This window comes from Micromonospora sp. NPDC085948 (assembly GCF_040686315.1).
GTDB lineage: Bacteria > Actinomycetota > Actinomycetes > Mycobacteriales > Micromonosporaceae > Micromonospora.
The window spans coordinates 52,660-66,320 of the sequence record NZ_JBFBJW010000018.1; the positions used below are offsets into that span (position 1 = coordinate 52,660).

17 protein-coding genes are annotated in these 13,661 nt (G+C 72.0%); 11 read left to right on the top strand and 6 right to left on the bottom strand.

The genetic code is table 11. The annotated features are described in order from the left end of the window. Positions 1 to 127 precede the first annotated feature (127 nt). Positions 128 to 886, top strand: a complete 759-nt coding sequence (locus tag AB0O48_RS31045; RefSeq protein ID WP_357254089.1) for a class I SAM-dependent methyltransferase — start codon at positions 128 to 130, stop codon at positions 884 to 886. A 101-nt stretch (positions 887 to 987) separates the two neighbouring features. Here AB0O48_RS31045 and AB0O48_RS31050 read toward each other — a convergent pair whose 3' ends face one another. Together AB0O48_RS31050 and AB0O48_RS31055 are read right to left on the bottom strand one after the other, a co-directional pair. After that, positions 988 to 1,938 carry a DUF3500 domain-containing protein gene (locus AB0O48_RS31050; RefSeq protein ID WP_365069481.1) on the bottom strand — a complete coding sequence of 317 codons (951 nt, stop codon included), beginning with the start codon at positions 1,936 to 1,938 and terminating at the stop codon, positions 988 to 990. A gap of 32 nt (positions 1,939 to 1,970) precedes the next feature. Continuing rightward, a complete protein-coding gene (locus AB0O48_RS31055) occupies positions 1,971 to 2,363 on the bottom strand; it encodes an ankyrin repeat domain-containing protein (RefSeq protein WP_365069482.1) in 393 nt (130 codons plus the stop codon). Positions 2,364 to 2,426: 63 nt separating this feature from the next. Here AB0O48_RS31055 and AB0O48_RS31060 point away from each other — a divergent pair, with 63 nt between their 5' ends. Beyond that, a complete protein-coding gene (locus AB0O48_RS31060; RefSeq protein WP_357254095.1) occupies positions 2,427 to 2,804 on the top strand; it encodes a signal peptidase I in 378 nt (125 codons plus the stop codon). Between the two features lie 54 nt (positions 2,805 to 2,858). Here the strand turns inward: AB0O48_RS31060 and AB0O48_RS31065 are convergent, their stop codons facing one another. The 3 genes from AB0O48_RS31065 to AB0O48_RS31075 form a co-directional block, all read right to left on the bottom strand. After that, positions 2,859 to 3,503 carry a response regulator transcription factor gene (locus AB0O48_RS31065; protein WP_365069483.1) on the bottom strand — a complete coding sequence of 215 codons (645 nt, stop codon included), beginning with the start codon at positions 3,501 to 3,503 and terminating at the stop codon, positions 2,859 to 2,861. Next, positions 3,494 to 4,660 (bottom strand): histidine kinase, encoded by a 1,167-nt coding sequence (locus tag AB0O48_RS31070; RefSeq protein WP_365069484.1) that lies wholly within the window; start codon positions 4,658 to 4,660, stop codon positions 3,494 to 3,496. The genes AB0O48_RS31065 and AB0O48_RS31070 overlap by 10 nt, the downstream gene beginning before the upstream one ends. Before the next feature lie 118 nt (positions 4,661 to 4,778). Beyond that, positions 4,779 to 7,025 carry an MMPL family transporter gene (locus AB0O48_RS31075; RefSeq protein ID WP_365069485.1) on the bottom strand — a complete coding sequence of 749 codons (2,247 nt, stop codon included), beginning with the start codon at positions 7,023 to 7,025 and terminating at the stop codon, positions 4,779 to 4,781. A gap of 215 nt (positions 7,026 to 7,240) precedes the next feature. Between AB0O48_RS31075 and AB0O48_RS31080 the strand changes: the two genes are divergently transcribed. The 9 genes from AB0O48_RS31080 (at position 7,241) to AB0O48_RS31120 (ending at position 12,612) form a co-directional block, all read left to right on the top strand. Next, positions 7,241 to 7,696: a cysteine dioxygenase family protein gene (locus AB0O48_RS31080; RefSeq protein ID WP_357254103.1), complete on the top strand. Its 456-nt coding sequence runs from the start codon at positions 7,241 to 7,243 to the stop codon at positions 7,694 to 7,696. 46 nt (positions 7,697 to 7,742) lie between these two features. Continuing rightward, entirely contained in the window at positions 7,743 to 8,231 is a 489-nt protein-coding gene (locus AB0O48_RS31085) for a rhodanese-like domain-containing protein (RefSeq protein ID WP_357254105.1), read from the top strand. A 50-nt stretch (positions 8,232 to 8,281) separates the two neighbouring features. Further along, on the top strand, positions 8,282 to 8,830 hold the full coding sequence (locus tag AB0O48_RS31090; protein ID WP_357254107.1) for a winged helix-turn-helix domain-containing protein: 549 nt from the start codon (positions 8,282 to 8,284) through the stop codon (positions 8,828 to 8,830). 248 nt (positions 8,831 to 9,078) lie between these two features. Beyond that, the gene (locus AB0O48_RS31095; RefSeq protein ID WP_357254109.1) at positions 9,079 to 9,684 is read left to right on the top strand and encodes a winged helix-turn-helix domain-containing protein; all 606 of its coding nucleotides are present in this window, start codon (positions 9,079 to 9,081) and stop codon (positions 9,682 to 9,684) included. A gap of 41 nt (positions 9,685 to 9,725) precedes the next feature. Then, positions 9,726 to 10,388 (top strand): uridine kinase, encoded by a 663-nt coding sequence (locus AB0O48_RS31100; RefSeq protein WP_357254111.1) that lies wholly within the window; start codon positions 9,726 to 9,728, stop codon positions 10,386 to 10,388. A gap of 165 nt (positions 10,389 to 10,553) precedes the next feature. After that, positions 10,554 to 10,952, top strand: coding sequence for a TraR/DksA C4-type zinc finger protein (locus AB0O48_RS31105; protein ID WP_357254113.1), 399 nt, complete (start codon positions 10,554 to 10,556; stop codon positions 10,950 to 10,952). A gap of 48 nt (positions 10,953 to 11,000) precedes the next feature. After that, positions 11,001 to 11,873, top strand: a complete 873-nt coding sequence (locus AB0O48_RS31110) for a DUF72 domain-containing protein (protein ID WP_365069487.1) — start codon at positions 11,001 to 11,003, stop codon at positions 11,871 to 11,873. A gap of 132 nt (positions 11,874 to 12,005) precedes the next feature. Beyond that, positions 12,006 to 12,191 (top strand): hypothetical protein, encoded by a 186-nt coding sequence (locus AB0O48_RS31115; protein ID WP_357254117.1) that lies wholly within the window; start codon positions 12,006 to 12,008, stop codon positions 12,189 to 12,191. Next, positions 12,184 to 12,612: a DUF2267 domain-containing protein gene (locus AB0O48_RS31120; protein ID WP_357254119.1), complete on the top strand. Its 429-nt coding sequence runs from the start codon at positions 12,184 to 12,186 to the stop codon at positions 12,610 to 12,612. Before AB0O48_RS31115 ends, AB0O48_RS31120 begins: the two co-directional genes overlap by 8 nt. Positions 12,613 to 12,658: 46 nt before the next feature. On the opposite strand, the gene AB0O48_RS31125 is transcribed toward AB0O48_RS31120, so the two are convergent. Further along, complete coding sequence (locus tag AB0O48_RS31125; protein ID WP_357254121.1) at positions 12,659 to 13,438, bottom strand: DUF72 domain-containing protein; 780 nt, start codon at positions 13,436 to 13,438, stop codon at positions 12,659 to 12,661. Positions 13,439 to 13,661 lie beyond the last annotated feature (223 nt).

Consider the following 13,661-nt stretch of genomic DNA (forward strand, 5'->3'; position numbering starts at 1 on the left):
GCGAGCGCCGGCGAAGCGGTGTCCGACGATTCCAACAGTGCCCGTCGACGGCGGCGGGCGACGCGGCCTGCGGACCCCGCGGCAAATGGGTTGCCGGCCTCGCGGCTGGACGGCAAGGCTGGCCGTCATGAGCGCCGAACGTGACGTCGAGGAACTGATCGCGGAGGCGGCCGCCGCGCCGGTCGACGGCTGGGGCTTCGATTGGTTGGCCGGCCGGGCCACCGAGGAACGCCCACCCTGGGGGTACGCCAAGCTGGTCGCAGACCGGATGGCGCGCGCCGACGCGGCGCTGGACGTGGACACCGGGGGCGGCGAGGTGCTCGCCGAGGTCCCGCACCCGCCGAAGGTGCTGACGGCCACCGAGGGCTGGCCGCCGAACGTCGAGGTCGCCAGGCGGACCCTGCGCCCGCTTGGCGCGACGGTGGTGGCGGTCGCCCCCGACTCGGCGTTGCCGTTCCGCGACAATGCCTTCGACCTGGTGGTCAGTCGCCACCCGGTACGCACCGACTGGGCAGAGACGGCCCGGGTGTTGCGCCCGGGTGGGACGTACCTGTCGCAGCAGATCGGGGCGGGCACCATGCGGGAGTTGAGCGAGGCGATCCTCGGTCCACTGCCGCCGCCGAGCCAGCGGCATCCCGAGCAGGCGATCGCCGCGGCCGAGGCCGCCGGCCTGCGGGTCGTCGACCTGCGTCGGGCCACGCTGCGCGCGACGTTCTCCGACATCGGGGCGGTGGTGTGGTTTCTGCGCAAGGTGATCTGGACGGTGCCCGGGTTTACCGTCGACCGCTACCGCGACCAACTGCGCGCCCTGCACGACCGCATCGCCCGCGAGGGCCCTTTCGTGGCTCACGCCCAGCGCTTCCTCGTCGAAGCGACCCGCCCCTGACCCCCAAGCGCCGCCGATCATGGAGTTGTGGTGCCGAACAGAAGTCGCGCACCGGGGCAAGCCACCCACCACAACTCCATGATCGACGCCAGCTGGGGGTGTTAGTGGGGTTGGGACTGGTGGTGGGTGGCCAGGATGTCGGCGCCGAAGTCGCTGGCGGGGCGGCGGAGCACGGTGTGCGCGTGGTTGCCGTCGGCGCTGGTGTTGTCGTACTCGATCAGCAGGTCGTCGCCCTGCACCCGGTAGTAGTGCCGCTGGCCGGGCCTCGTCGGGCCGGCCCAGGCGAAGTGCAGTTGACCGCCGTGTACGCGCGCCGCCTCTCGGACGGCCAGCTCGGGTGGCAGCCGATCCAGGTAGAGCGCGACGATCTGGTCGAGCAACGCGCGGCCGGTCGGCCTCAGCCGGTCCGCCGGCACGCCGAGCGGTTCGAGGGGTCCGTCGACGCGTCCGCGGGTGGCGCTGATGATGTCGGCCGGCGCCTCGTCGGCGATGGTCGCGGCGCCCCGCTCGGCCGGCCCCAGGGCGTCGAGCAGGGCGCGGGCCAGGTCCTCCTCGACGCCCAGGGGCCGGGAGACCGGGCGGCCGGCGTACCGGACCGTGGCCGGGTTGGCGCCGAAAAAGATCGGCGCGGGGGAGACCTGGTCGTCCACCACTGTCATGGTGACCGACAGGTGGTGGCCTTCCAGCCGCCACGCCCACCGGTCGTCGCGCGCCGGATCGCCGAAGACGGCCACCCAGTAGTCAGCGCTGTGCCGCCCGCGCCGCCAGTCCTCGGCCCGGTCCAGCACCTCCTCCAGCGCGAAGATCGCCATCGCCTGCGCGTACGCCGAGGGGCTGAGCGCGGTGGCCAGCAGCCGGTGCGCGGCCTTGCGACCGGCGACGTCGAGCGCGGCGAGGCAGACGCCGGGTCGGGGTCGGGGCCGGTATTCCAGCCACCGTCGGGCCGACTCGTCGTCGAACGGGTGCACGGCGCTGTCCTGGGCGGCGGGGTCGAGCGCGGCCAGCAGCGCGGTGCCGGCCGCGCGCATCTGCTCGGCTAGAGGATCTTCCACCGACCCTGTATACCGGCCGTTCGGCGTCGCTGTCAGCCGGCGCGCAGTAGCTGCGTCATCTGCGGCAGGTCGAAGAACGCCGCGGTGTCCAGGGCCGACGGGTTACCGTGGGCCGGATCGGCGTCGGCGGCGAGGAGCGCGCGGACCGCCTCGGTGCTGCTGCGGAAGACCGCGGCGGCCAGCGCGGTCTGACCGCGGTCGTTGGCCCGGGAGTGGTCGGCGCCGCGATCGAGCAGGGCGGCCACCGTGTCCGGGTGGGCGTGGTACGCGGCCAGGATCAGCAGCGTGTCGCCCTTGTCGTTGGTGAGGTTGACGGGCAGGCCGGCGTCGAGCTGCGCGGCCAACTCCTCGGTGGAGCCGGCCCGGGCCAGGTCGAACATCCGGTGCGCGAACGCCAGCGTCTCGGCGTCGAGGTGGTCGGTCACCGGTCCAGGTTAGTCGCCCCGGTCCTGGTAGGTTGCTCGGCCGGCACGCTGGGGGAGGGGCCGATGGCGGAGACGGTGTACGTGGGTAACGCGGGTGTCGACGGTGCCGCCGACGCCGGTTGGCTGCTGGGGCACTTCGTGCCGCCGGGGGAGGTCCGGCACAGCACCGAGGTCGAGGTGAAGTGGGGCGTGCATCCGCCCGGGCAGGCCCGGTCGCGGTGGGCCACCGGAGAGCGGCGTACCACCCTGCTCGTCCTCGTCGAGGGGTGTTTCCGGGTGGAGTTGCCGGACCGGACGGTACGGCTGGCCGCGCCGGGCGACTACGTGGTGTGGGGCCGGGGGGTGGACCACTCCTGGTTTGCCGAGCGCGCGTCGGTGGTGCTGACCGTGCGGTGGCCCTCCCTGCCCGGCTACCGGGTGGATCCTCCGGTCCTGCGCTGATCGGCTCCACGGCAGCCCCGCTGCGGCCACGGTGCCGGCAGGTGGGTGGAACAGCTAGGAGCCGAGGTACTGCAGGATCGCGAGGATGCGGCGGCTGTATCCGGTGGCGTGGGTGAGGTCGAGCTTGTCGAAGATGGTGTTGACGTGTTTCTCGACCGCGCTCTGTGAGACGTGCAGGCGCGCGGCGACGGCGGCGTTGGTGTGCCCCTGAGCCATGTGGTGCAGCACGTCGCGCTCCCGCGGGGTGAGACGGTTGAGCGGGTCGGTGTGTCGGGTCGCGGAGATGAGCTGCCGGACGACCTCGGGGTCGAGGGCGGTGGAGCCGGCGGCGACACGGTCGAGCGCGTCGAGGAAGTCCTCGACCTGGGCGACCCGGTCCTTCAGGACGTAGCCGACGCCTTCGGAACGGTCGGCGAGGAGCTTCGCGGCGTAGCGCTTCTCGACGTACTGGGAGAGGACGAGTACGGCGATGTCGGGCCATCGGCGGCGGATCTCCAGCGCGGCCCGTAGCCCGTCGTCGGTGTTGGTGGGTGGCATGCGGACGTCGGTGACGACGACGTCGGGGCGGTGTTGCTCGACGGCGGTGACGAGCTGGTCGGCGTCCGCGACGGCGGCGACCACCTGGTGTTCCTCGTCGGCGAGGAGGCGGGCCAGCCCTTCGCGGAGCAGGGTGGAATCTTCGGCGAGAACTATGCGCACGGCAGCACCGCCCGGATCGTCGTCGGACCGCCGGCCGGGCTGTGCAGGTCGAACTGCCCGTCCAGAGCGGTGACCCGGCGGGCGAGCCCCTGTAGGCCGTTGCCGTGCGGGTCGGCGCCGCCGGCGCCGTCGTCGCGTACGCGCATCTCGATTCTCGCGTCCCGTTTCTCGATCTCGATGGTGATCAGGGTGGCTCGGGCGTGTTTGGTGGTGTTGGTGATCGCTTCGCAGGCGACGAAGTAGAGCACGGTCTCGATCGGTCGGGTGGGCCGGACGGGCACGTCATAGCTGATCTTGACAGGGGTGGCGGATCGTTGCGCCACCATGGTCAGCACCTCGTCCAGGGTGGTGTGGTCGAGTGCGGAGGGGTAGACCCGCCAGGCCACGTCCCGCAGCTCGTCGATGGCGCGTTGCACGTCCTCGTGCGCCTGTCCGAGAAGTGCGCTCGCCTTGTCCGGGTCGCGGCTGCGTCGCGCCCGCCCCAGCAGCATGCCGAGCGCGACGAGGTGTTGCTGCAACCCGTCGTGGAGATCGCGTTCGATGCGCTGGCGTTCCGCGTCGACCGCGCTGAGTACGCCGGCTCGGCTGACGGTCAGGTCGCTGATCCGCTGGTGCAACGCCGCCCTGGTGTGGGATTCGAGCAGGCTGTGGGCCAGCCACCGGTCGAGCCTGGCGACGCTGGCGATTGCCTGCATGTTCACCAGCAGCAGGGCCGCCCCGACGAGCCCCTGCAGCAGGAGGGTGGCCACGGTCATGCTGCCCGCGACGAAGGAGCGCACCACGATGGCGGCGAGTGCGGCGCCAACCACGAGCAGGCCGGCGGTGAGCAGGCCGAGCGCCGCCGGCAGGAGGCGGGCGGCGAGGTAGCCGAGCACGCGCGGTCCGCTCGCCTGGGTCGGTGGCGGGGGTGGCTGCGAGGCGCTGACGGCCAACCGGCGCTGCTCCCACTCGGCGATACGTCTGGCGTACCGGACGGTGCTGGTGCCCGTGCGGTGGCGGACCGCCGGCGCCGGCGAGAGCGCGACCACGGCCAGCCCGGCGAGGAGCAGGAACAGGACTTCGGCCACCGCGGTGAGGACGCCGAGCACCACGCCCGTGGTCGGGCGGGCCACGGCGGCGATCCACGATCGCCGACCGTGCGCGGCTCGTTCTGCCATCCGGCGGTCCCTCCCACGGCTCAGGTCGTCTCGGGTCCAGATCGTCTCGGGTCCAGGTCGTCCGGGGTCGGTGGCGGCCGGTCACGAGGGCCGCGCCCCCGGCCGCCACCCAACCGGGCTACCGGTCCACGCTCGCCATGATGACCTGTGTGTCGGCGTCACCGTCGCGGGGTGTGTCAGCGATCCCACGGCGGCTGGTCAGGAATCGTGGGGCCCACCAGTTCGCCTCTCCGAGCAGTCGCATGAGTGACGGCAGGACGACCGCGCGGATGATGGTGGCGTCGATCAGGATCGCGGCGGCGAGCCCCACGCCGAGCTGTTTGAACTCGACGATCGACAGTGTGGCGAAGACGCAGAAGACGGCGACCATGATGATCGCGGCGCTGCTGACGGTGGACGCCGACGAGACGATGCCCTGCTCGATCGCCTGCCGGGTCGGTACACCGCGCTGGACAGCCTCGCGAATGCGGCTCACGACGAACACGTGGTAGTCCATCGAGAGCCCGAAGAGGATGACGAACAGCATGAGTGGCAGCCAGGACACGACCGCGCCGTTGGAGGTGAAGCCGAGCAGGCCCTCCGCCCAGGTGTACTGGAACACCAGCACCAGCAGCCCGTACGAGGCGGCCACGGAGATCGTGTTGAGCAGGACCGACGTCAGCGCCACCACGACCGACCGGAACGTGCCGAGCATGATCAGGAACGTCGTGGCGAGCACGAACCCGACGACCGGTGGCAGCGCCGCCGCCATGCGGTCACGGAAGTCGGCGTCGCTGGCGGTACGTCCGGTCACTGCCCAGCGCGTTTCCGGGACGGTGCCGACCGTCTGCGGTAGCAGTTCGCCGCGCAGCCGCCGCAGAGACTGCGTCGCCACGCGACTGTCGCTGGCGCCCGCCACGTGGACGGTGGACAGGAAGACGGTGCCGTCGGCCGACCTGCGGACGGTCGGGGGACGGTCCTGGGCGAATCGGCTGTCGCCCCTGATCCGCCTGGAGAGCTCGGCGAGTTCCCGGTGCACCGCCGCGCCGCCGGCGGTGGTGGTGCGGACCGCGACGACGTGACTGGTGCCCAGGTCGTTGCTCGGGAACGCCTGCGCCAGGCGGTCGACGGTGCGCAGGATCGGAATCGAGCGGGGCAGGTCGGTCATGGTCGGCTTCTTGAGGTTCATGTCCAGCGCCGGGATGGCGACGAGGACCAGTGCTCCGACGGAGATCACGAGGGTCGGTAGCGGCGCGCGCAGCGCCGGCCGTAGGACCGCGGCCCAGAGGCGGCTCCGCTGCGCCCGGTGGATCCGCCGACCGAGGAAGGGCACGCGTAACCGGTCCACCCAGCGCCCGAGGGCGACCAGGATCGCGGGCAGCACGGTGAGGGAGCCGACCACGGCAACGCCGACCACCAGGATCGAGCCGGTCGCCATCGAACTGAACGTGTTGTCGCCGACCAGGAACAGGCTGGCCATGGCGACCATGACGGCGACGCCGGAGACCAGTACCGCGTGCCCCGAGGTGGCGGCCGCGATCTCGACCGCGCTGCGATGGTCACGCCCGCGCGCTCGTTCCTCCCGCTCCCGGCGGAGGTAGAACAGCGAGTAGTCGACGCCGACCGCCAAGCCGATCAGCAGGATGATGCTGCTGACCATCTCCCCGGCCGGGAAGAGGTGCGAGGCGAATTCTGCCAGCCCCATCGCACCGGCCACGGCTGACAACGCCAGGACGACGGGCACTCCGGCAGCGATCAACGCGCCGAAGCTGAACAACAGGATCACCAGCGCCACCGGCACGCTGATCAGCTCCGCCCGGACGAAATCCCCCGCCAGCGTCTCGGTCAGTGCCTTTCCCAGGGATGCCGACCCCACCTGTTCCACCCACAGGTCGGGATACCGCTGCTGCGCCTGCGTCGTGGCCTCCAGCAGCGGTCCGACGCGAGCGTCCGCGTCGTCCGCCGACCCGGTCATCTCCACCTCGACCAGCACTGCACCGCGATCGGGCGAGGTGACCGGGTCGGCGACCGTCGCCACCTCGGGCAGGACGCGCATCCGCGCGGACAGGTCGATCGCCGCGGTCTGCGCACGCCGGAGATCGAGATCGCCCGCCCGCGCCGTGATCAGGACGCTCTCCGCCGCCGGGGCGTCGGGGAAGGCGCCGGCCTGTTCGATGCGATCCGCGCGGGCCAGTTCCCCGTGCAGGCTGTCCTGCGTGGTGGCCTCGACCGTGCCGACCAGGCTGCCACCGATCACGCTGGCTGCCACGAAACACAGCCAGGCCGTGATCGCCAGCCAGGGATGGTGGGCGCTCCACCGGCCGATCCGCGCGGTGAAAGGCTTACCGGCGAGCGCGCGGACCGGGGTGACGACGTTCTGGATCATGTCGACGACGTTATGGACTCCCGGTGGCCCGGACCATGAGGTCGACCGCCGACCTCAGCGGGGCGACCACACCAGCCGGGTGTGGAAAACCGCACCCCTGAGCTGGTCGTCGGGAGCGGACCGTCGTCCCACCAGGCGGTATTACCTACTAAACCTATAGGCTTTGCCGTCTAGAGTACGAGGGCACCCCGCCGAACGACCCGCGAGGAACCGCCATGACGCACCGCCGCCCGGAGCCCGACCTGCTCACCGTCGCCGCCCGGTGGGCCGACCCGGCCGGCTGGCCGGTCGCGTTGCGCTTCGACCCTGCCGAGCGCTGGTACGCGCGCCTCGACGTCGGCGACGACCACGAGGTGTGGGCCCTGAGTTGGCTGCCCGGGCAGGGCACCGACCTGCACGACCACGGCGGCTCCGCCGGAGCGTTCCGGGTCGTCGACGGCGCGCTCACCGAGGAGACGGTCAGTCTCGGTCGGCTACGCCCACGGCTGCTGTCCGCCGGCGCCGGTCGTCGCTTCGGCCCCCGACACGTACACCAGGTGACCAACCAGGGCTCGGTGCCGGCGGTCAGCGTGCACGTCTACCGGCCGGCGCTGCTGCGGATGACCCGCTATCACCTCGTCGACGGACGGCTGCGGGTCGCCGAAGTCGCCGAGGCTGGCCGGTCCTGGTGAGCGCCGGCCAGCCACGATTCATACCTGTCACCGGAAGGAACCCATAATGCAGCTAACCGCCGAGCACCGCCCGGCCCCCGTGCCGCCGCCGGGCTCTCGGGGCATCGACGAGATCCTGGACGCCGCGCGCGCCCGCCTCGACCGGCTGGACCCGGAACGGGCGCACCTGGCGTACCGGACCGGAGCGCTGCTTGTCGACATCCGGCCGGCGGCGCAGCGGGCCGCGCACGGCATGGTGCCGGGTTCGCTCGTGGTCGAGCGCAACGTGCTGGAGTGGCGCTTCGATCCGCGCTGTCCGGCACGCCTGCCGCAGGCGGTCGACTACGACGTGCCGGTGGTGATCCTCTGCCAGGAGGGTTACACCTCGTCGCTGGCCGCCGCCGCCCTACAGGACATCGGCCTGCACCGGGCCACCGACGTGGCGGGTGGGTTCGCCGCCTGGCGGATCGCCGGTCTGCCGGCCCTCGGCCCGACCCCGCTGCACCGCACCACCCCTCACGCGTCCCCGGTCAACACCGGGCGAGCGCGCCACTGACCGTCACGCCGTACCCGGCGTGGCGGGCGTACCGCCACTCAGGAGGCACCATGTCCGTCGTCGCCATCCCCACGCGCCGTCACCCCGGGCTGCGCCCCGCGCGGCCGCGCACCGCACCGACCCTGACCATCACCCTCGACCTCGTCCCCGGGCCGCTGAGCCCGCGGCTGGCCCGGCTGGTGCAGTTGCTCGGTGAGCTGGCCGAGTCGGGTGAGGGTCAGCTGCGTACCGTCGAGAATGTCGCGGCGGTGCCGCGACCGGCCCCGAGGCCGGCCATCGCCGAGCCGCCCGCCGACACGGACCACGTGGACATCCTGGCCGGCTCGCGGCTGGTCCGCCGCGGTGGCCGGGTCGTCCCACTGACCCGCATCGAGTACGAGCTGCTGCTGTTCCTGGCCGAGCGGCCGCGCCGGGTCTTCACCCGCCTGCAGCTGTTGTCGAGCGTCTGGGGTTACGAGCACGCGGTGGCCCGGACCGTGGACGTGCACGTGCGCCGGTTGCGCGCCAAGCTGCCCGGGGCGGAGCTGATCACCACCGTCTACGGGGTCGGCTACCGACTGGCCGACGAGGCGGGGATCAGCGTCGACCACAGCCGCTGAACCCCACTGCGGCGACCCGGCGATCGTCCCGCTGAACAGGACGGGGACCCCCGTATCGGTGCATCGCGTGGGCTCTGCTGTAATCATCTGACTTCACACGCAGAGCGAGCATCTGGCTCCGATGTGTAAGTCAATTGTCACAGTCATGCAACGCGGTCGCCTCTTGACCCTCGCCCAAGCGCCGGGAAACATCGATGAAGCGGCGTCCCGGGCCGTGGGGAGATACCCGGATCAGCCCAAGGAGGACCATGTCGGTCAGCCCTGCCTCGTCGCGCGCCGGATGGCATACGTCCCAACCCCCGGTGCCCGGTCGACCGCCCGGTGGCCAGCGTCGCCCGGCCAACACCGCCGCGCCCGTGCTCACCGTGACGCTGTCCATCCCGCTGGCCTCTGAGGAGTCGCTGACCCCGGCGGCACGTCGGCTGCTCGACGCCGCCCGGGAGATGCTGGAGCGGGGCGAGGGCGTGATCATCGGGACCGTGCCGGCCGAGCGTCGCCCCGACCAGGCCTCCCCCAACCGGTCGCCGACCCTGGCGCTCAGCCCGACCATCCCGGCCCTGCACATCCTCGCGTCGTCCCGCTCGGTGCTGCGCGACGACGAGCCGCTGCCGCTGACCCGGTTGGAGTTCGACCTGCTGCTGCACCTGGTCGCCCACCCGCGCCGGGTGTTCACCAGGCTGCAACTGCTCAACGCCGTCTGGGGCTACGAGCACGCCGGCGTCCGCACCGTCGACGTGCACGTGCGTCGGCTGCGCGGCAAGGTCGGTGTGGACGTACCACTGGTCACCACCGTCTACGGCGTGGGTTACCGGTTGGCCGACGACGCTCGGGTGACCATCGACCGCTCCGGCTGACCGGCGTCACCGGCCCGTCCACGCCGGGGCAGGATGGTCCGGTGCGCATCCGCCCCATCTCGCCCGACCTGCTCGTCGACGAGCTGACCGGCCGGCTGGCCGACGCCGCGACACGCGCCGCGACCGACGGCGCCGGACCCGCGCGGTTGCGCGTGGCCGTGGACGGCGCTCCCGCCGCGGGCGTCGACGACCTGGCCGACGCGCTCGTCGACCCGCTGCGCGCCCGGGGTCGTCCGGTGCTGCACGTCCGCGCCTCCGACTTCCTCCGCCCCGCCTCGCTGCGCTTCGAGCTGGGCCGCACCAACCCGGACTCCTTCTACGAGAACTGGGTCGACGAGGCCGGGCTGCGTCGCGAGGTGCTCGACCCGGCCGGTCCGGGCGGCACCGGGCGGCTGCTCCCGTCGCTCTGGGACGCCGACGCCGACCGGGCCAGCCGCGCCCGTTACGTCCACCTGCCACCCGGAGGCGTCGTCCTGGTCAGCGGCCCGCTGCTGCTCGGCGGTGGCCTGCCCTTCGACGTCACCGTCCACCTTCAGGTGTCCGCGGCGGCGCTGCGCCGGCGTACCGAAGCTGGACAGGTGTGGGCGCTGCCGGCCTTCGACAGGTACGCCGAGGAGGTCGCCCCGGCGAGCTTCGCCGACGTCGTGGTGCGGGCCGACGACCCCCGCCACCCGGCGCTCGTGGAGGCCGACGGCGACGCCTGAAAACCGTCGGGAAATCGTCGGTTTGCTCGGCTCGTACGGCGGGTACTCGCCCGGCTCACAGAGCGCGGGTGACCGCCCGCGTACCGAATGCGACCGTGACCCGGGGCACGATGCCGCCGGCATCCGGTTCACCGTGAGCCTCAGGCCCAGGAAAGGCAGGCAGCGATGCTCGTCGACGACACGGTCGGTACGACCCGCCCCCAGGCGGAGATCGACCAGATCCGGCTCTCCCTCCAGGCGCGCTACGACGAGCTGACCGCCGAGTACGACCAGGCTGTGCTCCAGAGCCAGGTGCTGCGCCTGGTGGAGGTCGGTGACACCGCTGGCGACGACCAGGCCGACAGCGGGACCAAGACGGCCGAGCGGGACACCGCGCAGTCGCTGTTGCGCACCATCCTCGACCGCCGCGCCCAGTACGAGCACGCCCTCGGCCGGCTCGAGGAGGGCACCTACGGCTGGTGCGAGGGGTGCGCGGCGGCGATTCCGGTGGAGCGGCTGGAGATCTTCCCGGCCGCCACCACCTGTGTGACCTGCAAGCAGACCCGTGAACGGCGGGCGGCCTGAGTAACGCCAGCGGTTGCCGGTCGGCCCACGACGCGATGGACTTGAGCCATGGGTGACATCCTGGTGGGCACCGCGTCCTGGACCGACCGCACCTTGCTGGACTCGGGCTGGTATCCGCAGACCGCGGACACCCCGGAGAAGCGGCTGGCCTACTACGCCCGGAAGTTTCCGCTCGTCGAAGTGGACGCCACCTACTACTCCCCGCCTGCCGAGGCGACCGCGAGGCTGTGGGCCGAACGCACCCCGGACGGCTTCACCTTCAACATCAAGGCGTTCAGCCTGCTGACCGGACATCCCACCCGGGTCAGCGCGCTCTACAAGGACCTGCGGCCGGAGACCGACAAGAAGAACGTCTACCCCGACGACCTGCCCGCGCAGGCGTACGAGGAGGTCTGGACGCGGTTCCTGTCCGCGCTGGACCCGCTGGTCGAGGCGGGCAAGCTGGGCGCGCTGCTGTTCCAGTTCCCGCCCTGGTTCACCATCAAGCGGGCCAACAAGGAGTACCTGCTGGAGGTGGCGAAGCGCTGCGCGCCGTTGCGCCCGGTGTACGAGTTCCGGCACGCCTCCTGGTTCGACGGCGACAACGCCGACGAGACCCTGGCCTTCCTGCGCGAGCACGACCTGCCGTACGTCTGCGTGGACATGCCGCAGGGCCACCGCTCGTCGCTGCCCCCGGTGCTGGCCGCCACCGCGGACCTCGCGGTCGTGCGTTTCCACGGGCACAGCGACAAGTGGACGAGCAAGGACATCCACGAGAAGTTCGGCTACCACTACTCCAAGCGGGAGTTGGCCGACTGGGCGCCGAAGCTGCGCGAGCTGGCCGACCAGGCCGGGCAGACCCACGTTTTGATGAACAACTGCTACCGCGACTACGCGCAGACGAATGCCACGACCCTGGCCGGGCTCCTCGGCGCCGACTGACCGCCGGCGGGGCGTCGCGGATCACCCGATCGGGGTGGTGCCGGCTCACCCGCCCCGCCGGCAGGGTGGACACGGTGGTGCCGGTCGCCCGCAGGGTGGCCGACGCCGGAGACGACACGGAGGTGACGGGGGATGACGGTTCGAGTGGTGACGGATCGACGGCGGGGAGCCGTCCTGCACGTGGTCGGCACGCCCGACAACGCCCGGAGCGCCCCGCAGGGCAGCCCGGTGCGGGCCCGACGCGGCCCGGTGGGACCGCCACGCCGTACCGACGACCGACGGTGGGACAACACGGAACGGGGGGCCTCCGATGGCTGACGCGATGATCTCAGCGTTCGAATCCTCGCTGGACAAGACGAACCTGATCCTGAAGGACATCGAGAACGCCTACGGCTGGCCGAAGGATCGGCGCAACCAGTCGTACGCGGCGCTGCGCACGGTGTTGCACCTGTTGCGCGACCGGCTGCCGGTGGACGAGAGCGTGGAGTTCGCCCAGCAGTTGCCGGTGCTGGTGCGGGGCATCTACTTCGACGGGTGGGTCCCGTCGGACGTGCCGATCAAGCTCAACCGGGACGACTTCCTCTACGAGGTCCGCCAGGGCTTCCCGTACGACGCGGAGGGCGGCGCGGAGCGTGTCACGCAGGTGGTGCTCGACACCCTGCGCCGACACGTCACCCAGGGCGAGTGGCAGGACGTGAAGGACACCATGCCGGCCGACCTGGCCGTGATGATGCCGTGACGACCTGACGCGCCAGAGCCCGCCCGACGACCTGTCGGGCGGGCTCTCAGCCGTTTGTCGGGTCCGCCTCGGCGGCGGTCGGCACCCGGGACACCGGATGTCCGGCCCGACGGGCCAACGCGGCGAACGCGACGGCGTCCACGATCGCGGCGCCGCCCGGGTCGTTGTTGAAGTAGACGTACGCCGGCTCGTCCGCGTCGAACGTGTCGGCCAGCCGGTGCGCCCAGGACCGCAGCGCCGCGCGACCGTACCGGGGCCAGGGCCGCGCCCGGCCCTCGTGCAGCCGGAGGTAGCCGAAGTCGGTGGTGCGCCAGAGCGGGGCGACTGGTCGTCCGAGCCGGTCCGCCCAGACCAGGGCCGCCCGACGCCGTTCCAGCACCGCCCGGGTGGCGTCGGTCCACCAGGAGGGGTGCCGGGGCTCCACCGCGACCCGCACGTCCGCGGGGAACAGCCGCAGGGTGGCGTCGAGCGCGGCCACGTCCACCCGCAGGTTCGGTGGTAGTTGCAGCAGCACCGGGCCGAGCCGGTCGCCGAGGGCGGTGGCGCGACCGAGGAACCGGGCGACCGGCTCGGCCGGCTCACGCAGCCGCTTGATGTGGGTGAGATAGCGGCTCATCTTCACCGCCACGCAGAAGTCCGCCGGGGTCCGTGCCCGCCAGGCGGCGAAGGTGTCCCGCTCCGGCAGCCGGTAGAAGGCGTTGTTGACCTCCACCGTGGCGAAACCCTCGGCGAAGTGTTCCAGCCAGAGTCGCTGCGGCAGCTGCTGCGGATAGAAACGGCCCCGCCAGTCCCGATACTGCCAGCCGGACGTACCCACCAGGATCACCGTCCCATCGTGACACTCTCCGCCACGGCTCGCGAACCGCCCGTGTCGTCCCGCTTCGACGTCTACGGTGAGGGTTAGAGAAGATCGCGCGTGGGGTACCACCCGCAGCACGACGGACCCCGGCGTACGGCGGGGCGGCACACCCGAGGGAGTACCGATGGCACTCAACGACGACGACATGCAGACCACGGGCGGCGGCGGCCTGGAGGGCCCGGCCGACGGT